We start from the raw sequence: 20280 nt of genomic DNA, 5'->3' as shown, positions 1-20280 counted from the left end.
AATGCAATGATTGTTTTTTGAAAGCCGCCGAATTTTACAGAATCAGCTTAATTTCTCCCCTTCCAGGACGCCGCTTGAAAGTAATTGACCGCGCAGCATGCGGTATTCGTCATCTTTCCAAAAAGCCTCTGAAGACACCAGATTGGCCGCATCCTGGCGGGCCGTCTCCAAAGCTCTGTAGTCATGAACCATATCCGCCACCTTGAACTCGGGCATACCGCTCTGTTTTTTTCCGAAGAAATCCCCGGGGCCGCGCAGTTCAAGGTCCTTTTCAGACAGCTCGAAGCCGTCGTTTGTCTCCGACATGATTCTCATCCGTTCCTTCCCGGTTTCGGATTTCGGATCTGCCATCAAGATGCAGAAAGATTGGTGGTCTCCCCGCCCGACCCGGCCGCGGAGCTGGTGGAGCTGAGATAATCCGAAACGGTCGGCGTCATAGATGACCATAATCGTCGCATTCGGCACGTTCACCCCGACTTCTACGACGGTTGTTGACACAAGTACCTGACATTGATTGGCGCTGAATTCTCTCATCACCTGATCTTTTTCATCAGAATGGAGCTTCCCGTGCATCAGGCCGACATTCCATTTCCCGCGGTAGACGTCAGACAGCATGTTATATACATCAATCGCATTCTGTACATCCAGTTTATCCGACTCTTCAATGAGCGGGCAGATAATATAGGCTTGCCTTCCCTGTTTCAGCTCTTTTTCTATAAAAGCCAAAATCCGCTCCAGCATGTCGTGTTTCACCCAATACGTTTCGATTTGTTTTCGCCCCGCGGGCATTTCATCTATCACGGAAACATCCATTTCTCCGAAGACGGTAATGGCCAACGTTCTCGGAATCGGGGTGGCTGTCATAAACAGCACATCCGGATCCTGGCCTTTATTTTTGAGTTTTTTGCGCTGTTCGACTCCGAACCTGTGCTGCTCGTCCGTAATGACAAGGCTCAGCGCTTTAAATTCCACTTCGTCCTGGATTAAAGCATGGGTACCTACTAAAATATCAATCTCTCCGAGAGCAAGCCGCTCCAAAAGCTCCCTGCGCCGCTTTCCTTTTACAGAACTCGTCAAAAGCGCGATATTTACATCTTCATTTGCAAACAACGATACGAGAGAATCTGCATGCTGTTCGGCCAGAATTTCAGTCGGCACCATTAATGCCCCCTGATACCCCGACAGAATCGCAGCGTACAAAGCGATGGCGGCGACGGCCGTTTTCCCTGAACCGACATCACCTTGCAGCAGACGGTTCATTCGGTAAGGAGATGTCATATCAGCGGTAATTTCCCGAAGCACGCGCGTCTGTGCGGTTGTGAGCGAAAACGGCAGGCTGTCTGTGAAAGCGGCGAGCTTTTCAGCAGGAAACACATGGCTGATGCCTTTTGACTGTTCCCTTTCCGCTTTACGGAACGCCTGCATTTTCAGCTGAAATAATAAGAATTCCTCGTAAACAAACCGGCGTCTTGCCTGCTGTAACGATTCCCTCGTTTCAGGCTGATGCATCGTCTGCAGGGCATGTTTGTAATCAGGCAGCTTGTAGCGGATTCTCAATTTTTCAGGAAGCGGATCGGCCGCACTGTCCAAATGATGCTCCAGCGCTTCCTTAATAAACCGTCTCATCATTTTTACGGTGACGTTTTCTTTAACGGAATAAACAGGCTCAATGCTTTTATCTTCTTGATGAGGACCGTTTTTTAATTCCTGCACGGAAACGGTCTGTCTGTGTTTATCCCATTTCCCGGATATCGTGACGACAGAACCTAACGTCAGTTTCTTTTTTAAGTAGGGACGGTTAAAGCAGACCGCGGTAATTAAATAATTGCCGACAAGCACCCTGAATGTCAGCCTGTTTCGTTTTTTGCCGTAATAGGTAAGAGAAGGTTCTGAATGAACCTTCCCTTCTACCGTCACTCTTTCTTCATGTTTTACTTCTTCTAAGTCCCTCAGCTCATAGTCGTCATAACGGTAAGGGAAATAATTCAGAAGATCAGAAATGTCATAGATACCAAGTTCGTGCAATGTCTTTTCTGTTTCCGGCCCAATGCCCTTAATCTCCGCTATACTAGTTTGCTGATGGTGTGTCACTTGATTTCAGCGCTCCTCCGAAAATTTTTTTCTCTAATTCTCTTCCCGTCGGTGTCGCGGCTAAACCGCCTCGTCCCGTTTCACGCAGTGCTGTCGGCATTGTCTGGCCGATTTTGTACATCGCGTCAATCACCTCATCGCAAGGAATGCGGCTTGTAATCCCGGCCAGCGCCATATCCGCCGCGATCATTGCGTTTGATGCTCCCATTGCATTTCGTTTGACACACGGCACTTCTACCAATCCGGCGACCGGGTCACATACGAGACCGAGCATATTTTTCAGTGTAATCGCCATTGCTTCCGCTGATTGCTGAGGCGTTCCGCCCGCCATTTCCACAATCGCAGCCGCTGCCATGCCTGATGCTGACCCGACTTCCGCCTGACAGCCTCCTGCCGCTCCTGAAATACTCGCATTGTTTGCTACGACAAAACCGAACGCGCCGGCTGTAAACAGAAAACGGATCATTTGTTCTGTCGTAGGGTTCAGCTTATGCTTTACGGCGAATAACGTTCCCGGCACAACCCCGGCAGAGCCGGCGGTCGGTGTAGCGCAGATCGTTCCCATGGCCGCATTGACTTCATTTGTCGCGACAGCTTTAGAAACGGCGTCTAAAATCAGATTGCCTGACAGGCTTCTTCCCGATTGGATGTATGCCTGAAGTTTCACGGCATCTCCGCCTGTTAAACCGGTCTGACTCGTGACGCCCTTCAGCCCTTTTTCAACAGCTGCTTCCATGACGGAGAGATTGCGCTCCATTCCTTGAAAGATTTCTTCCCGCGTTTTTTGCGTTACTTCCATCTCTTGGGTGATCATCACTTCCGAAATCGGAATTTGTTTTTCTTGAGTGATTTCTATTAATTCTTTCACATTACGAAACATGTCATTTTCCTCCTGACTTTTTAGTCAGCTATCTTAGTAACCTGTATAATATTAGGAAGTGTTGAAAGCTCGTCAAGCACTTCTTCTTCAATATTCTGATCGACCTCAATCGTCATCAGCGCAAGCTGGCCGACGTCCTTACGCGCCACTTCCATATGTCCGACGTTGATGGAGAATTTCGCAAGCACATTGGCAACGCCTGCAATCGTGCCGAATTTATCATTGTGAACGACTAAAATAGCCGGATGGTTTCCGGAAAGACGCAGCTCAAAGCCGTTGAGCTCCGTGATTTCTATTTTTCCGCCGCCGATGGAAATACCGGTAAGGGCAAGCTCTCCCTCATCATCAGAAATGACGATACGCGCCGTATTCGGATGAACGGGCACGGCATCCTCTGTACGGAACTCTACATATATGCCCTTCTCTTCCGCAATTTGAATCGCTGTTTTAATCCGTTCATCAAATGTATCAAAATCAAGCAGGCCGCCGATAATCGCGACATCAGTGCCGTGGCCTTTATACGTCTCCGCAAATGATCCGTAAAAAGACACAACGATCCGGCGGGGCTCCCGCCTGAATAGGCTTCTGGCCACTCTGCCGATCCGGGCGGCGCCTGCGGTATGTGAACTGGACGGACCGATCATTACCGGGCCGATAATATCAAAAACGCTTCTATACTTCATGCTGGTTTGTTCCTCCTTAACATCACTCTATTCAGCGCTTTTCTTTAGACTAATTGAACATTTCTCAATTGGCAAGCAGGCACACTGCCGCACTGCCGCAGGTAAATAAAGGCATAAGAATAGAAGGGCCTGATAAGCCCTTCTATTCTGCCGCAAATATATATGGATACAGAGGCTGTCTGCCGTTATGGATTTCAACCTCGATATCTTCACAGACGCTTGCAATATACTCAGCAAGTTTCTCAGCTTCTTCTTCCGGCGCGTCCTCTCCGTACAGGATGGTGACGATTTCATCTTCTTCCCCGATCATTTCATCCAGCAGCAATTTCGCCGCACTCATCCGATCTTCGGCGCTGCCGATAATTGAACTGTTTAAAATGCCGATAAAATCACCTTTTTTAATATCTTTGCCGTCAATATGGGTGTCTCTGACTGAATATGTCACCTGTCCGCTTTTCACATTCCGGATGGCCTCAAGCATATTGGCTTCATTTACATCAGCCGGCTGGTCAGGGTTAAACGCAAGCAGGGCGGTCATGCCTTGAGGGACCGTTTTTGCCGGAATGACAATGACATTTTCTTCAGCCACGCTCGCCGCCTGATTGGCAGCCATCACAATATTGGAATTGTTCGGAAGAATGAAAACCGTCTCCGCATTGACAGACTGAACGGCTTCAACAATATCTTCCGTGCTCGGATTCATTGTCTGGCCGCCTTCGATTACGTGTGAAGCGCCGATGCTCGTAAACAATTCAGAAATGCCCTCTCCCATTGCCACAGTCACGATGCCAAAAGGCTTCCGGGCTTCTTTCATAACGCCGGCCGGCTTTTTTTCATCATGTTCTTGGCTGATGATTGAAGTATGCTGTTCCCTCATGTTTTCAATTTTAATTTTAATCAAATCGCCGTAACGCTGTGCGAGATTGAGTACGTTCCCTGGTTCTTCGGCATGAATATGGACTTTCGCCAGCGTATCATCAGCCACGACCAGCAATGAATCGCCGAAACGGCTCAGTTCGTTTCTGAACGTCTCTTCCTTGAACGTCCGTTTATCTTGATCCAGCCTTACCATCACTTCCGTACAAAATCCGAATTCAATATCTTCTGTACTCAGCATGCTCTGCGCACTTTTATGATGCTCGGCATTCACCATATCATCGAGTGCCGGAAGAACCGCTTTTTTCGGTACGGCCTCTCCTTTTAAAGCAGACAAAAAGCCTTCATATACACAAAGCAGACCTTTTCCGCCGCTGTCAACGACACCGACGTCCTTTAAAACAGGAAGCAGATCCGGCGTGCGGTTCAGCGACGCTTCCGCTTCTTCAATAACGGCCTCCATGAGAGCAATGATATCGGTTTCTTCTTTAGCCGAGGCGACCGCTTTTTTAGCCGCATCCTTGGCCACGGTTAAAATCGTTCCTTCAACCGGTTTCATGACCGCCTTATATGCCATATCCACTCCCGCTTGGAGTGCTGCGGCAAATTCTTGGGCGTCTATTTGGTTTTTGTTTTCAATGCTCTTTGTGAAACCTCTGAACAATTGGGACAAGATCACCCCTGAGTTTCCTCTCGCCCCCATAAGCAGGCCTTTTGACAGGGCGATGCCGACTTTGCCGATGTCGGGTGAGTCAATGTGCTCTACCTCTCTTGCACCGGATGACATCGATAAATTCATATTTGTTCCGGTATCGCCGTCAGGCACGGGAAACACGTTCAGCGCATCCACCGCGGATGCGTTTTGAGACAATGTCTCAGCCCCCGCCAGAATCATTGTCGCAAAAGCTCTCCCATCTAAGTTTCGTCTAGACAATACTCATCCTCCTCACTACGGGTTCGTTACTCGTACGCCTTGGACATAAATATTTACAGAATCAACTGCAAGTCCGATTGTTTGATTTACTGTGTATTTTACCTTCGTCTGAACATTGTGGGCTACTTCGGATATTTTAGTGCCGTAGCTGACAATAATGTACATGTCGATATGTATTTGTTCGGCTTCCTGACGGACATGTACGCCTTTTGCGAAGTTCTCTCTCCGGAGGATTTCAGACAAACCGTCTTTAATCTGGTTTTTTGAGGCCATCCCCACTATTCCGTAACAATCAATGGCAGCGCCTCCGGCAACCATTGCGATGACTTCGTTGGATATATCAATCTGTCCGTATTTTGTCTTCATTTCAATGGACACACAGGTTCCTCCTTCAGGTGCATAGAGTTATCATTATTCTACTATATGTATCCCATTATGAAAAGAAAAGATACAGACAGCGGCCTTCAGCGCGGAAATGTGATTGGTTTTACATGTCAAGTGATTTTTCTTGAAAGTAAGGGAAACAATAGTTGCAAACGGTTTTTAGCTGTGGTAAATTATTTAAAGTATTGTATAACGAAAGCATCTGAGACACTATGTTTAAAAAGATGTTTCGCGCAGTTAGGAGGGAAACAAATGGCACGTAAATGTTTTATTACAGGTAAAAAAACAAAAGCCGGAAACAACCGTTCTCACGCAATGAACGCTTCTAAGCGTACTTGGGGCGCCAACCTTCAAAAGGTCCGCATCCTCGTTGACGGCAAACCTAAAAAAGTGTATGTATCTGCCCGGGCTTTAAAATCCGGTAAAGTTGAGCGTGTATAAGCAAAAATGAACGCCTGCCCTTTTATGCGGCAGGCGTTTTTTATGCGTTCAAAGAGGGCAATTTCAGCTTCTTGGGCTTACTCTTTTCTAAATGAGCCCAGCATCGCCCGGACAATTCCTCCTAAAAACTTCGGCAATTTAATGGTATAAAATTTCATTTTGTCCCCTCCTATAAGTCCCGTATCCGCTGCGTTCATCACTTTAGGATTCATGGTTTTTTCCGCATATGGCAGAAGCCGCTTTTCTAATCCGCGCTCCTTACCATTATTAATATGCCTTTTGCAAACGAAAAAGTACCTCGTGAATGAATGAGTTCGTTACTAATACATAGTGTGGAACCCAGAGGAATATGACAATTATCAAGGGGATATTTAAAACCGTCGAGCGTCAGGCCGTCTGCCGCTTCCGTAAACGGAATGAAAGAAATATAGCGTCTGCTTGCTTTTTCTTCAATTGTATAACGGCCGGGCCCGAACATCTGAATGTCATTCTGCCGGTCGATCAGCTCGACATCGGTATTCTTATGTAAAGCTTTATACAGCAGCTGGATGTTCCCTAAAAAGTGATCGGCTCTTCCGCCCGTCACACCGAATATCCGAATGGTCTTCGGTTCTAGTTGCAAAGCCCAGTCAAGGGCGAGTTCAAGATCGGTATAATCTTTTTCCGCCTGATATACATGGAGGGCCGGCGCCGCTTTTTGAATCTGCATGAGCTCCTCTTCCGTAATGCTGTCAAAATCACCGAAAGCTTCCTGCGGAATGATTCCGGCCTCCAAAAGAGCAACCGTCCCTTTATCGACTCCGACCCATGTCGTATCTCCGTCTGTGTATTCGGATAGATCGGGAATAAGCTCCCGCGGGCCGCCCGCAACAATATTGATTGTCTTCATATGTTTTCCTCTCTCTTAGACGCGAAAAGAGCCGGCGGCTTTCACCGGGCTCTTTTTCAGCATGTTTATTACGCGTTTCGGATGTCAGCGATGGCTTTTTTCCGATCCGGCTGATTATATACGGCAGATCCGGCAACAAGCAGATTAGCGCCCGCTTCAGCGCATAAAGGGGCTGTTTCTTTATTAACGCCTCCGTCCACCTCGATTAAAAGCTCAGACAGGCCTTTCTCCTCAGCCAGCTGTTTGACCTGACGGATTTTCGGCAGAACCGAATGAATGAAGCGCTGTCCGCCAAAACCGGGGTTAACCGTCATTAACAGCACAAGGTCAAGCTCCTCGATCACATGTTCAATCATGTGGACGGGCGTATGCGGATTGAGCACAACTCCCGCTTTTACCCCCTGCTCTTTTATCAATTGAATGGTCCGGTGAAGATGCGGACACGCTTCAGCATGAACGGAAAGGATGTCCGCACCGGCTTTTGCGAATGCCGGGATGTAGCGGTCCGGATTTTCAATCATAAGATGGACATCCAGCGGCAGATCAGTCACCGGACGGACGGCTTCAACGATAAGCGGCCCGATTGTAATGTTAGGAACGAAATGGCCATCCATGACATCAATATGGATATAGTCCGCCCCTCCTTTTTCCACGTCTTTAATTTCCTCGCCCAGTGAAGCAAAATCGGCGGAAAGAATTGATGGCGCAACCTTAATCATATTAATACCTCGGCTTTCTCTCTTTTATTTCCTGCATAAATTCTTTGTAATGCTCATAGCGGTACGGCTGAATCTCTCCTTCTTCCACCGCTTGCTTTACCGCGCATTTCGGCTCCTTAAGATGCAGACAGCCTCTGAATTTGCAAGAGGCGCTTATTTCTCTGATCTCAGGGAACGTGCTGCCCAGCTCTTCTTCCTCAATGCCGGTAAATTCAAGCGAACTGAACCCCGGAGTATCCGCCACCAGACCGCCTGATGTATGAATGAGCTCCACATGGCGCGTCGTATGTTTTCCGCGTCCCAAATGTGCGGAAATCTCGTTTGTTTTCAGCTCAAGCTCCGGGCTGATCGCATTTAAAAGCGAAGATTTTCCGACTCCCGACTGACCGGCAAACACCGTTGTTTTGTTCTCGAAGTGTTTCACAATGCCTGTTAAACCGCTGTTTTCTTTTGATGACGTCACATATACGTCATAACCGATTGCCTGATAGTCTTTCACGTAAGAAAGTATCGCCTCTTTCGATTCCCCGTCTGCAGCTAAGTCCATTTTGGTTATGCAGATGATCGGGTGAATGCCGTTGGCTTCCACAAGGACGAGAAAACGGTCCAATAAAGACGTGCTGAACGCCGGCTGAACGGCAGAAAAGACAAGAACGGCCTGATCGACATTTGAAATCGGCGGCCTGATCAGCTCGTTTGTTCGTTCTTTGATTTCCAGCAGGTAGCCTTCTTTATCATTTTCAGCCTGATAAACGGCATAATCGCCGACCAGGGGCGTTATTTTATTTTTTCTGAAAATGCCCCGGCCCCTGCATTGAATGATCTTGTCCTGTGATTCATCTAAGACATAATAGAATCCGCTTAACGCTTTTATAATTTTGCCCTCAGGCATAGGGTCCCTCCTTGTCAGTCATTATCTTTCGGGTATTCAATCGTTTTGTAGCTGACGACTTTATGATCGACCATCACTTGATAATACCCCTTCTGTCCCTGATCAATTTTCAGTTCAATTGTTTTTTCAGTCGGCTCTTTTATTTTAAATGAGTCATACGTATCAGAGATGCTGTGGTCCTTATCATCAATGGCGATTTGCACTTCAAGCTCGTCCCCTTCATGTTCGGGTTCGTAAGGAATGCTGATTTTTTCTTTTACCGTTTTCGCCGGTTTTTCTTCAGGTCCGAGCGAGAACGTCACTTCAACATTACTTCCCGGCTTAACCGCAGTACCGGCTGACGGCTCTTGTTTCATGACTTGTCCTTCCGGTACGTCATCTGAATGGGCTTGTTTTTCAACAAGCTGCAGGCCGTTATCTTCAAGATACCCTGAAGCCGCTTCTTTGCTGTAAGTCTTTAAGTCCCTCAGCGTAACGTCCGCCGGGCCAAGGCTGACCGTTAGATTGACTTCATCGTCGCTTGCGACCATGTCGGTGCCGGCTGACGGGTTCTGATCAATTACGGTGCCGGCCTCGCTGTCATCGTTCTCTTCTTTGACATTGACATGTTTGAAGCCTTTTTCCTTCAGCGCTTTTTTTGCGTCGCCGATCTGCCGCCCTTTCACGTCAATCAGCTGGGTTTTCGGTTTTCCGATGCTTTTGTACAGTTTTACAGAAGAGCCTTCTTTAACGGTAGACCCCGCTTTTGGGTCCGTTTTGACCATTAATTCCTCTTCTATTTTTTCATCTTCAATGTCCGTTATATCAGGATCCGCCCGGAGCCCATTCTTTTCAAGCAGGGCTTCCGCTTTTTCGTACTTCATGCCCCGTACGTCGGGGACGCTTACATCTTTAGGCATAAATAAAGACGGAAACACGGTGACCGCAAGAACAGCCGCCATAATGAAAATGAAACAGACGGCCAGCAAAACCCACGGCCATTTCCGTTTTTTCTTTTTGGCGGGCTGCTGTTCCTTATCGTCCGTCTCCCCCGGCGTTTCCGCCTGAGGCGCGGCTTTTGCGCCGTCAGTAATAACGGGAATGGCTTTTGTCATTTCCTCATCATCCTGCACGGAAAATTTTTGTTCATTCAGCCTGCCGGCGTCAAAAGCCGTTCTGATGTCCGCTTCCATGTCCTCGGCGCTTTCATAGCGGTGAAACGGGTCTTTAGCGGTTGCCTTTAAAATAATGTTTTCAACGCTCTGCGGAATGGAGGGGTTCCACTTTCTGGCGGAAGGCGTTTCTGTTTGCAGATGCTTTAGCGCTATGCTGACGGCTGATTCTCCGTCAAAAGGAATTTTACCTGTTAAAAGCTCAAACAGCACGATGCCGAGCGCGTAAATATCTGATTTTTTCGTTGCCAGACCGCCTCTCGCCTGCTCCGGAGACAAATAATGAACCGAGCCCAGCACAGAATTCGTATGTGTGATTGTCGTAGACGTAAGCGCTGTGGCGATGCCGAAATCCGTCACCTTGATATGCCCTAAATGATCTATCAATATATTGTGCGGTTTAATATCCCGGTGCACGATATGGTTTTGATGGGCATGGGCGATGGCCGAGACGATCTGCTCCATAATGGACAGCGCTTCTTTCGGATGGAGCGGCCCGTGTGCGTTTATGTATTCCTTTAATGTCATGCCTTCCACATATTCCATGACAATGTAATAAATATCGCCTTCCTCCCCGATATCGTAAATACTGACGATATTCGGATGATCGAGGCTTGATGCCGACTGTGCTTCTCTTCTGAAACGCCTGATAAAATCAATGTCATTCACAAAGTCAAACCGCAGAATTTTAATTGCGACTTCACGTTCGAGAATGATGTCCTCAGCTAAAAAAACGTTTGCCATTCCGCCGCCGCCAATGGGCCGGAGGATATGATAACGCCCGCTGATCCGCTTGCCGGTTAGCACTTGTCTTCACCCTCTTTTGCATCTGCGGAAAACTCAATCAACACAGCCGTGATGTTATCTTCGCCGCCGTTTTGATTCGCTTTGCTGATGAGAAGGTCGACTTTTTCCTGAGGATCAGATTCGGCTTGAAGCATTTGTTTGATCTCGTGATCTTCTATTTTATTTGACAGTCCGTCAGAGCATAAAAGCAGCTGATCGCCGTCAGACAGTTCAAAAGAACGGGCGTCGGGACTGATGGTTTCATCTGTCCCCAGCGCTCTCGTCAATACATTTTTCCGCGGATGGTGCTCGGCGTCCTCTTTCGAAATTTCTCCCGTCTTGACCAGCTCATTCACAAGCGAATGGTCTTCAGTCAGCTGAGTGAAATCCCCCTCTTGAAGCAGGTAGCACCGGCTGTCTCCGATATGAGCCACAGTGACAAACTTCCCGGTGAATAAGGCGCAAACAACAGTGGTGCCCATTCCCCGGCATTCTTCATTCGCTTTAGCGTGGTCATGTACTTTGAGATTCGCCTCATGAATCCGGTCTTTCAGCCAATCCTCGCAAGCAGACGGCAGAGAAGGAACCGTTTCGGTCCGGTTCCACTGCTCTTCCATCGCCGCAACCGCCATCCTGCTCGCTACATCTCCGGCAAGATGACCGCCCATGCCGTCGGCGACAACCGCAAGCACCGCGTCTTCTTTTGTGAAAATGCCCGCCGCATCTTCATTATGCCGGCGGACTTTACCTGTATCTGTTTTCAAGGCTGTAATCAACCTCTTCACCTCGTCTCGTCTTGACGCTCCTTCGCGCGAAGCTGACCGCAGGCCGCGTCAATGTCATGGCCTTGCTCTCTTCTGATCGTGACATTTACACCGCGGGATTTTAACGTTTTTTCAAATGCGAAAATCTGATCTCTCGGTGTGCGGACATAATCCCGTTCAGGCACATAGTTTACCGGAATTAAATTGACATGGCATTTCACGTCTTTTAACAGTTCTGCAAGCTCTTCTGCATGTTCGACCTGATCATTTACGCCGCCGAACAGCCCGTATTCAAAGCTGATCCGTCTGCCTGTTTTCTCGATGTAATATTTGACAGCCTCCATAAGGTCAGGAAGCTTATAGGCTTTGTTAATCGGCATCAGACGGCTTCTGATTTCCGTATTCGGAGCATGCAGAGAAATCGCGAAATTGATCTGCATTTTTTGATCGGCGAAATCGTAAATCTTCGGAATGATTCCGCTGGTGGAAACTGTGATATGACGCGCTCCGATGTTCAGGCCTTTATCGTGGTTAATGATTTTTAAGAAAGCGAGCATTTCATTGAAATTATCAAACGGCTCTCCGATTCCCATGATGACGACTGAGCTGACGCGTTCATCCGTTTCATCAAGCGCCTTTTGTACTTTCACGACTTGAGCGACGATTTCTCCCGCTTCAAGATTCCGTTTCAGTCCGCCGAGCGTTGACGCGCAAAATGTGCAGCCGATCCGGCAGCCGACCTGTGTCGTTACACATACAGAATTACCATACTCGTGTCTCATTAAAACCGTTTCGATCGTATAACCGTCATGAAGCTCAAATAAAAATTTCATCGTGCCGTCTTGAGATGTCTGTTTTACAGCCGTTTTCAGCGTTGTCAGCACAAAATTGCTCTCGAGTTTTTCACGCAGGCTTTTTGAGAGGTTTGTCATTTCATCAAATGAAGAAACCCGCTTTTCATAGAGCCATTCAAAAATCTGTGCCGCGCGGAACGGCTTTTCGCCATTCTCAGTCAGCCATTGTTTGATTTCATCTAATTCAAAAGAGTAAATGGACGGCTGCTCAGTCCGCAGCTCTTTCCGTACGCTTGTCTTTTTTAATTGTGTCATTTTTTATCCCTTCTTTCTCATGCTGCTAATAAAGAAACCGTCTGTTCCGAAATAATGCGGAAGAATTTGAAGGCTTCCATCCTGAACAAAGGGTCTCGCCTTTTCAGGCAGCCGCTTTTCAAGAGACAAATCGGGTTCAAACTCAGGGTGTTCTTGTATAAACGCATGCATAACTTCTTCATTTTCTGTCCGGTCCATTGTACACGTACTGTATACGAGTGTGCCACCTTTTTTTACTAATGGGGCGATTTCCCTTAAAATGCCGAGCTGGATTTCTGACAGCCGTCTGCTGTCCTCCGGCGTCTTCGTATATTTCATATCGGGTTTTCTTCTGATGACGCCGAAACCTGAGCAAGGGGCATCAACGAGAATACGGTCAAACCGTTCTGCGCCAAAGGCCTCTCCCGCTTTTCGCGCATCCATCGTTTGCGCGTCGATGATCGTAAGCCCGAGCCGTTCTGCGCCTTCTTTAATCAGCTTCACTTTATGGCGGTGAAGATCAAGCGATGTGAGGCTCCCCTCGTTCTCCATCAGTTCCGCAATGTGAGCCGACTTTCCGCCCGGTGCGGCGCATGCGTCTAAAACGGTTTCGCCCGGCTTCGGGTCCAGCGCCCGCGCGACAAGCATTGAGCTTTCATCCTGTATGGATACCCGGCCGTTTTGGAAAAATGCCGTGTTCGCGATGCTTCCTTTTAAAAGCTTAATCGCATCAGGAGAAAGGTCTCCGGCTTCCGCTTCCAGACCGGCATTCTCCATCTCATTCAGCACCGTTTCCCTGTCGCTCTTTATGTGATTGACACGGAGCGTCTGCTTCGGCGGAATGAGATGAATCCGGCAGATCTTTTCAGCCGCCTCAAAGCCGTACGCCTCGACCCACTCTTTTACGAGCCATTCGGGATGGCTTGTCTCTGTAGAAAGACGGAGAACCGGGTCTTCAATTTCAGCGAATGACGGCGCCCCTTCACGCTGCAGGGAGCGGAGGATGCCGTTGACAAAGGACGCAATGCCCTTATGCCCGCGTTTTTTGGCGATCTCAACCGCTTCATGAATGGCGGCGCGATCCGGTATTTTTTCTAAATACTCCATTTGATATGCGGACAGACGAAGCAGCTGAATCACCCACGGCTTCACCTTATTCGGCTTGCGGATAAAAGGCTTCAGCATATAGTCTAAGGCGATTTTATTTTGCAGCGTTCCGTAGACAAGCTCTGTCAGGAGTCCTCTGTCCTGATCGCTGAGCGTGTTCGTTTTGATAACCGATGTAAGAAGCAGGTTGCTGTATGCCTGATTTTGCTCAAGCTTCTCAAGCGCTTCAAGAGCGAGCTCCCGGACATTAATTTTCTTCATTTGCTTCTCCTAACACGTCACCGGGCTGCACATTTTTGCCCCTTACAAAATCTTCGCCCTTCATCCGTTTTTTTCCCGCCGGCTGCAGCTCTGTGATTAAAAGGGCGGTGCTGTTTCCTGCTGCGACGACAATGCCGTTGTGCTCCGTGCGGATGACTGTTCCGGGCGCAGCTTCAGTTTTTGCCGCAACTTTTTCAGAAGCCCATACTTTAATATTTTGACCGTTCAAAGTTGTATAGGCGACAGGCCAAGGGTTTAAACCTCTGATCTGGTTGTAAATCTCTTCTCCGGGCTTTGCCCAATCAATCCGCTCCTGCTCACGCTTAATGTTAGGCGCGTAAGTCGCTTTTGATTCGTCCTGTTTGATCGGTTTAATATTTCCGGAAATGACGTTCGGGACGGTCTCTGACAAAAGCTTTGCCCCCGCTATGCTTAATTTGTCGTGTAGCGTGCCGACGTTATCCGCTTCATCAATTTCCACTTCGATTTTAGAAATCATATCGCCCGCATCAAGCTTTTCAACCATATACATGATCGTCACGCCCGTTTTCTTCTTGCCTTGGAGAATCGAATAATGTATCGGCGCTCCGCCTCTTAATTCAGGCAATAGTGACGCGTGTACGTTGATACAGCCGTATTTCGGGCCGTCCAGCAGCTGCTTGGGCAGGATCTGTCCGAATGCCGCCGTAACAATCAGGTCCGGCTTCAGGCTGAGCACTTTTTCTATTTCTTCTTCGAGCCTTACTTTTTCGGGCTGAAGCACGGGAATGCCGTGACGTTCAGCTTCAGCCTTTACAGGAGGGGGCGTCATGATTTTTTTTCTGCCTTTCGGGCGGTCAGGCTGCGTAACGACACCAACCACTTCATACCCGTCTTCAATAAGCGTGCGCAGGACGGGAACTGAAAAGTCGGGCGTTCCCATAAAAACGATCCTTGTCATCCAATCATCCTTCCATTTCTGCCAGTTCTTCTTCAGTGTAGTAAGCCGTAATTTTTGATGTGAATAAAATGCCGTCTAAATGATCCATTTCATGCTGAACGGCTCTGGCCAAAAAACCCTCCGCTTCTAAAATAAACGGTTTTCCTTTACGATCGTGGGCTTTTACCTTTACGTAATCCGGGCGGGTGACATCGCCGTAAACCCCTGGAAAGCTTAAGCAGCCCTCGACTCCGGTCTGTTCACCGCTCTTTTCAAGAATAACCGGATTTACAAGGTCGATCCGGCCGCTTTCTTCACCGATGTCCACGACGGCCGCTCTTTTTAAAATGCCGATTTGCGGCGCGGCAAGGCCGACGCCATCCATTTCAAGCATCGTATCGTACATATCGTCAAGCAGTTTTTTTAATTTTTTATCAAACACTGTCACTTCATCGGCAGGTGTTTCCAGAACTTCCGCCGGGTGTGTGACGATTTTTTTCACAGCCAAAATTTTGCCCTCCAAAAACTAATGTTACATCAGCATGTACGGATTCATATCGATTGAAATCATTACATGCTTTTGCGCAATGTCGCGTTTATAGTGCTCCAGTATCTTTTTCAACTGAATCTGCAACTCGTTTTCCTGTCTGTATTTTATCACGCATTGATAGCGATATCTATCTTTGATCCTGGCGATCGGGGAAGCCGCCGGCCCGAGAATTTTCGTATCAGGCCCGCATCCCGCTCTTAAATAGTTTGTAATCTTTTCTGCGGTGACCGCGGCTTTTGGCGCTTCTTCATGAGAAACAGTCACCAGCGCCACGTAATAATAAGGCGGGTATGACTGGGCCCGTCTGTGCGCCATTTCCTGCTGAAAAAAAGTTTCATAGTCGTGCGTTTTCGTCAGCTGAATGCTGTAATGAGACGGTGTATACGTTTGAATGACCACCGTTCCCGGCTTTTCATGCCGCCCGGCCCGTCCGCTTACCTGTGTCAGCAGCTGGAATGTCTTCTCCGCGGCCCTGAAATCAGGGATGTGAAGCGTCGTATCTGCGCTTAATACTCCGACGAGCGTCACGTTCGGAAAATCAAGCCCTTTTGCGATCATTTGCGTACCGAGCAGGATATCCGCCTTCCCTTCACCGAACGCTGACAACAGTTTTTCATGGGCGCCTTTTCTTGAAGTGGTGTCCACATCCATCCTGATCACGCGCGCCTGAGGCAGCACTTTGGTAAGCTCCTCCTCCACACGCTGTGTGCCCGTGCCGAAAAAGCGGATATGTTCGCTGCCGCATTCCGGGCATGTTCCCGGGACAGGTTCCTCATGGCCGCAATAATGGCATTTCAGCCTTTGTCCGTAGCGGTGATAAGTCATTGAAATGTCGCAATGCGGACATTGCGGCACATAACCGCAGTCCCGGCACATCACAAACGAGGAATACCCCCGTTTATTCAGAAAAAGGACGGCCTGCTCTTTTTTTGCAAGCTTCTCTTCCAGCTGTTCCATCAGCTCTCTTGAAAACATTGATCTGTTGCCGTTTCTCAGTTCTTCTCTCATATCAACGAGAGAAACGTCAGGCATGAGCTGGCGATTTACGCGATGTTTTAACGGAAGCAGCTCATAAACGCCTTTTTTCGCCCGCGCAAATGATTCCAATGTCGGCGTGGCGCTCCCGAGGACGACCGGACAACTGTGATGCTCGGCCCGGCGGATGGCTACGTCCTTTGCATGATACCGCGGCATTTCCTCCTGCTTATAGGAAGATTCGTGCTCTTCATCAATAATGATCATGCCGAGATTTTCAAACGGGGCAAAGATGGCCGATCTGGCTCCGACGACAAGCCGGACTTCCTTGCGCTGAATCTTCCGCCATTCATCGTATTTTTCACCTGTGGATAATCCGCTGTGCATGACCGCAACCTGTGAGCCGAAGCGGCCTTTAAAACGGTTGACCATTTGCGGTGTCAACGAGATTTCCGGAACGAGCACGATGGCTTCTTGTCCTTTTGCCAGCACTTTTTCAATGGATTGCAGGTAAATTTCCGTTTTGCCGCTTCCCGTGACGCCGTGAAGCAGAAAGACGTGATGGACATGGTCGGCTACAGCTTGTTTAATCGGCTCAAAAGCGGCCCGCTGCTCTTCTGTAAGAGAGAGCGGCTCTGTTTTTTTGAACATTCTGTCCTGATAAGGATCGCGGTAAACCTCCTCAAAGCTTTCCGTAAGAAGCCCCTTTTTAAGAAGCGTTTTCAGCGTCGCTGAACTGGAATCGGTCTTTTTGCAAAGTTCGGCCGCGGAAATCTTTGCTCCCCCGCCGATAAAATAAGTAAGCACGGCGAGCTGTTTAGAAGCCTGCTTTGTCAATGAATCTGCGTGCCGGGCGAGTTCTTCTTTGTCTGCCCCCGCTTCGATCATGCGGATCATTTTTTTATTCGTTTTTTGGGCGACTTTATATGTGACATCAATGCTTCCTTTGCGCACGAATTTCTGAAGTGACGAAAGAATGCTTTCATCGGTAATATCCGAGTACAGAAGACTTTTGTGATTCCTGAAAAGCTGTTTGATGTCCGGTGTCAGCGCTTCTTCGTCAACGACTTTCAGCTCTTTCTCGTACTTCGCCTTCAGTGCGGCGGGCAGCATTGCCTGAAGCGCCGTGATTTTAAACGACAGCGTTTTGTCAGAAAGCCATGAAGACAGCTGCATCAGTTCCTCAGTCAGAACGGGCGTCAAATCAAGAAGCTTCTCGACTTCCTTCATTGAGCCGCCGTTTAATTCAGACGAATCTTTCAAACCGGTCACAAATCCTTGAAGCTTGCGCGGGCCAAACGGGACAATCACCCGCATGCCGACTTCGATCATCCCTTTTAAATGATCGGGAATTTTGTAATCAAAGGGTCTGTCAATGTTTTTGGAGCTGACATCGACAATGACTTCTGCTACATTCATACGGGTTTTCGGTCCTCGGCTTTCAAAGCGGTCATTTCCTTCAGCATTTCAAAGGAAACGTCAAGTTTAGACATAAGCGCAAGCTCCCGTTTTCTTCCGTCCCGGAAATAGAAGGTGACGACATTCGTATCTGTGCCAAATCCGGCTCCTTCTGCTTTCACATCATTCGCAACGATCATATCAAGGTTTTTCTGTTCGAGTTTTCTGCGCGCATAGTGTTCGACGTCTTGCGTTTCAGCCGCAAATCCGACCAGCAGCTGGTGTGTTTTCCGTTCGCCGAGTTCTTTCAGTATGTCTGCCGTACGGTTGAATTCGATCACGAGCGAACCGTCTTTCTTCTTCATTTTGTGATCAGAAACAGCCGCCGGCGTAAAATCGGCCACGGCCGCCGTCTTAATCACCATGTCGCATGAATCAAACACAGAAAGCACAGCTTCTCTCATATCGGCTGCCGATTGCACAGGAAGAAACTGATACAGCCCGACTGGCGGCTCTATTGACACCGGGCCTGAAATCAGCGTCACCCGCGCCCCGAGACGGACGGCGGCTTCAGCAGCGGCGTAGCCCATTTTGCCGGTGGATTTATTTGTGAAGAAGCGGACAGGGTCCACGGCTTCGCGCGTCGGACCGGCCGTAATGACAATATGTTTTCCTTTCAGCGGCGCTTCGTCTTCAGGCTCCTTAAAATGCTCTCTGACACGCTCAACAATAAGCTCCGGCTCCTCCAGCCTTCCTTTGCCGACATATCCGCATGCCAAATAGCCTTCACTCGGCTCGATAAAGCGGACCCCGTCCTGATAAAGCACAGAGATGTTCCGTTTCACCGCCGGATGATCATACATATGGACATTCATCGCAGGCGCCACCCAAACCGGGGCCTCAGCCGCCAGCACCGTCGTTGTGAGCATATCGTCAGCAATTCCGTTGGCAAGCTTTCCGATGATATTTGCCGTAGCGGGCGCGACAATAATTAAATCCGCCCAGTCAGCGGCATCAATATGAGAAATCACCTTCGGATTTTGTTCATTAAATGTATCTGTATACACTTCATTCCGGCTCAGCGCCTGAAATGTCAGCGGAGAAACAAACTCACGCGCGGAATCAGTCATAATCACTTTGACGTTTGCGCCGGCCTGAACCAGCTTGCTCGTGAGTGCGGAAGCTTTATAAACGGCAATTCCTCCGCTTACGCATAGCAAAATGTTTCGGTTTTTCATGAAGTCTTCTCCCCTTTATGAAAGCATTGGACAAATCCCAAACGGAAAAAAATAACAACCTATGTAGAGATAGGTTGCTACGTGTGCTTGTTATTCGCTGTCTTCTCTTTCAAACGAAAGCAGGCCCGCGTCAATTTCTTCTAAAGCTTTGCCTACATATTTGTGAGAAATGGTATGTTCAATCTGCTGGTCTTTTTTGATCTGCATTTCACGCGCGCGTCTTGCAGACACGGTCACCAGCGTATATTTAGAATCTAATTTATTCATTAAAGAGTCAATTGACGGATCTAACATAAGTTATTCTACCTCCAGCATTTTCTTATATCTCGGAGCGACGCGTTCACGTTTTAAGTGCTCGGCGAGAACGATTGCGTTAATCTTATCACAAGCCGTTTGGATATCGTCGTTTTCAACGACATAATCATACGCGTCCATCATTTCGATTTCAGCTTTTGCGGCATTCATTCTGTTTTCGATTAAATCGTCGGTTTCAGTCCCTCTTGTTACGATTCTGTTTTTCAGCTCAGAAAGACTCGGCGGCGCTAAGAAGATAAACAGGCCTTCCGGAAATGCATTCCGCACTTGGAGCGCGCCCTGCACTTCAATCTCTAAGAAGACGTCTTTTCCTTCTTGAAGCGTCTGTTCGACATAATCAACGGGCGTTCCGTAATAGTTGCCGACATATTCCGCCCACTCAAGCAGTTTGTTGTTTTCAATCATGCGTTCGAATTCATCTCTAGATTTAAAGAAATAATCGACGCCGTCGACCTCGCCCTCTCTCGGGTTTCTCGTCGTAACTGAAATTGAGTATTCAAATTTCGTGTCCTGTTGTGAAAATATTGCTTGCCGAACCGTTCCTTTTCCAACTCCGGAGGGACCTGAGAGAACGATTAATAACCCTCTTTCTTTCATGCGGCAATTACCCCTGCCCTTCATCCATAATTTCTTCTTTCACAGAAAGTCTGTGTGCAACTGTCTCAGGCTGGACGGCAGATAAGATAATGTGATCACTATCCATGACGACAACTGCACGGGTTCTTCGTCCGTATGTAGCGTCTATTAGCATTCCGCGGTCTCTTGCATCCTGGATCATTCGCTTTATTGGCGCAGACTCCGGGCTGACAATCGAAATCATCCGATTGGCGGAGATGATATTGCCAAATCCGATATTAATCAGTTTAATCGTCATCTTCTACGTTCCCCCTGTAAAATAGACGTCTCTAGTGTAACCTGAAGAGACCGTCTGTAAACAAT

General features: G+C 48.2%; 21 protein-coding genes. 1 reads left to right on the top strand and 20 read right to left on the bottom strand.

Features of this window, described 5'->3' with window-relative positions; genetic code table 11:
- Window positions 1-42: 42 nt before the first annotated feature.
- The 5 genes from recG to G4O42_RS07950 all read right to left on the bottom strand — a co-directional run bounded on the left by recG (window position 43) and on the right by G4O42_RS07950 (window position 5842).
- Window positions 43-2091 (bottom strand): ATP-dependent DNA helicase RecG, encoded by a 2049-nt coding sequence (recG, locus tag G4O42_RS07970; RefSeq protein WP_032874873.1) that lies wholly within the window; start codon window positions 2089-2091, stop codon window positions 43-45.
- Window positions 2069-2971 carry an L-serine ammonia-lyase, iron-sulfur-dependent, subunit alpha gene (gene sdaAA / locus G4O42_RS07965; RefSeq protein WP_032874871.1) on the bottom strand — a complete coding sequence of 301 codons (903 nt, stop codon included), beginning with the start codon at window positions 2969-2971 and terminating at the stop codon, window positions 2069-2071. Before sdaAA ends, recG begins: the two co-directional genes overlap by 23 nt.
- A 20-nt stretch (window positions 2972-2991) precedes the next feature.
- Window positions 2992-3654 carry an L-serine ammonia-lyase, iron-sulfur-dependent subunit beta gene (gene sdaAB, locus G4O42_RS07960; protein ID WP_003154325.1) on the bottom strand — a complete coding sequence of 221 codons (663 nt, stop codon included), beginning with the start codon at window positions 3652-3654 and terminating at the stop codon, window positions 2992-2994.
- Window positions 3655-3796: 142 nt separating this feature from the next.
- Window positions 3797-5464, bottom strand: coding sequence for a DAK2 domain-containing protein (locus tag G4O42_RS07955; protein WP_032874869.1), 1668 nt, complete (start codon window positions 5462-5464; stop codon window positions 3797-3799).
- A gap of 15 nt (window positions 5465-5479) precedes the next feature.
- The gene (locus tag G4O42_RS07950) at window positions 5480-5842 is read right to left on the bottom strand and encodes an Asp23/Gls24 family envelope stress response protein (protein ID WP_003154327.1); all 363 of its coding nucleotides are present in this window, start codon (window positions 5840-5842) and stop codon (window positions 5480-5482) included.
- A 258-nt stretch (window positions 5843-6100) separates the two neighbouring features.
- Here G4O42_RS07950 and rpmB point away from each other — a divergent pair, with 258 nt between their 5' ends.
- Window positions 6101-6289 (top strand): 50S ribosomal protein L28, encoded by a 189-nt coding sequence (gene rpmB, locus G4O42_RS07945; protein WP_003154328.1) that lies wholly within the window; start codon window positions 6101-6103, stop codon window positions 6287-6289.
- A 77-nt stretch (window positions 6290-6366) separates the two neighbouring features.
- Here the strand turns inward: rpmB and spoVM are convergent, their stop codons facing one another.
- The 15 genes from spoVM to remA form a co-directional block, all read right to left on the bottom strand.
- Entirely contained in the window at window positions 6367-6447 is an 81-nt protein-coding gene (gene spoVM / locus G4O42_RS07940; RefSeq protein WP_003154329.1) for a stage V sporulation protein SpoVM, read from the bottom strand.
- Window positions 6448-6533: 86 nt separating this feature from the next.
- The gene (locus tag G4O42_RS07935; protein ID WP_032874867.1) at window positions 6534-7178 is read right to left on the bottom strand and encodes a thiamine diphosphokinase; all 645 of its coding nucleotides are present in this window, start codon (window positions 7176-7178) and stop codon (window positions 6534-6536) included.
- Between the two features lie 68 nt (window positions 7179-7246).
- Window positions 7247-7897 (bottom strand): ribulose-phosphate 3-epimerase, encoded by a 651-nt coding sequence (rpe, locus tag G4O42_RS07930; protein WP_032874864.1) that lies wholly within the window; start codon window positions 7895-7897, stop codon window positions 7247-7249.
- A gap of 1 nt (window position 7898) precedes the next feature.
- Complete coding sequence (gene rsgA / locus G4O42_RS07925; protein WP_007409752.1) at window positions 7899-8789, bottom strand: ribosome small subunit-dependent GTPase A; 891 nt, start codon at window positions 8787-8789, stop codon at window positions 7899-7901.
- A 14-nt stretch (window positions 8790-8803) separates the two neighbouring features.
- The gene (pknB, locus tag G4O42_RS07920) at window positions 8804-10747 is read right to left on the bottom strand and encodes a Stk1 family PASTA domain-containing Ser/Thr kinase (RefSeq protein WP_007611349.1); all 1944 of its coding nucleotides are present in this window, start codon (window positions 10745-10747) and stop codon (window positions 8804-8806) included.
- Complete coding sequence (locus G4O42_RS07915) at window positions 10741-11502, bottom strand: Stp1/IreP family PP2C-type Ser/Thr phosphatase (protein ID WP_032874862.1); 762 nt, start codon at window positions 11500-11502, stop codon at window positions 10741-10743. The genes pknB and G4O42_RS07915 overlap by 7 nt, the downstream gene beginning before the upstream one ends.
- A gap of 5 nt (window positions 11503-11507) precedes the next feature.
- On the bottom strand, window positions 11508-12599 hold the full coding sequence (gene rlmN, locus G4O42_RS07910) for a dual-specificity RNA methyltransferase RlmN (RefSeq protein WP_003154339.1): 1092 nt from the start codon (window positions 12597-12599) through the stop codon (window positions 11508-11510).
- Window positions 12600-12602: 3 nt separating this feature from the next.
- Window positions 12603-13946, bottom strand: coding sequence for a 16S rRNA (cytosine(967)-C(5))-methyltransferase RsmB (rsmB, locus tag G4O42_RS07905; RefSeq protein ID WP_003154341.1), 1344 nt, complete (start codon window positions 13944-13946; stop codon window positions 12603-12605).
- Entirely contained in the window at window positions 13933-14886 is a 954-nt protein-coding gene (gene fmt, locus G4O42_RS07900) for a methionyl-tRNA formyltransferase (RefSeq protein ID WP_032874861.1), read from the bottom strand. Before fmt ends, rsmB begins: the two co-directional genes overlap by 14 nt.
- A 4-nt stretch (window positions 14887-14890) precedes the next feature.
- Window positions 14891-15373 carry a peptide deformylase gene (gene def / locus G4O42_RS07895; protein ID WP_029325903.1) on the bottom strand — a complete coding sequence of 161 codons (483 nt, stop codon included), beginning with the start codon at window positions 15371-15373 and terminating at the stop codon, window positions 14891-14893.
- 24 nt (window positions 15374-15397) lie between these two features.
- On the bottom strand, window positions 15398-17809 hold the full coding sequence (gene priA / locus G4O42_RS07890) for a primosomal protein N' (protein ID WP_032874859.1): 2412 nt from the start codon (window positions 17807-17809) through the stop codon (window positions 15398-15400).
- The gene (gene coaBC / locus G4O42_RS07885; RefSeq protein ID WP_032874857.1) at window positions 17806-19026 is read right to left on the bottom strand and encodes a bifunctional phosphopantothenoylcysteine decarboxylase/phosphopantothenate--cysteine ligase CoaBC; all 1221 of its coding nucleotides are present in this window, start codon (window positions 19024-19026) and stop codon (window positions 17806-17808) included. Before coaBC ends, priA begins: the two co-directional genes overlap by 4 nt.
- Before the next feature lie 90 nt (window positions 19027-19116).
- Window positions 19117-19320, bottom strand: coding sequence for a DNA-directed RNA polymerase subunit omega (rpoZ, locus tag G4O42_RS07880; protein WP_003154346.1), 204 nt, complete (start codon window positions 19318-19320; stop codon window positions 19117-19119).
- A 3-nt stretch (window positions 19321-19323) separates the two neighbouring features.
- Entirely contained in the window at window positions 19324-19938 is a 615-nt protein-coding gene (gene gmk, locus G4O42_RS07875; protein WP_003154347.1) for a guanylate kinase, read from the bottom strand.
- A 7-nt stretch (window positions 19939-19945) separates the two neighbouring features.
- Window positions 19946-20215 carry an extracellular matrix/biofilm regulator RemA gene (remA, locus tag G4O42_RS07870; protein WP_003154355.1) on the bottom strand — a complete coding sequence of 90 codons (270 nt, stop codon included), beginning with the start codon at window positions 20213-20215 and terminating at the stop codon, window positions 19946-19948.
- Between the last annotated feature and the right edge of the window lie 65 nt (window positions 20216-20280).

The sequence above is a fragment of the Bacillus sp. LUNF1 genome (assembly GCF_011008975.1).
GTDB lineage: Bacteria > Bacillota > Bacilli > Bacillales > Bacillaceae > Bacillus > Bacillus velezensis.
Note: the sequence above shows the minus strand (reverse complement) of the source record. Positions and strands in the feature narration are given on the sequence as shown.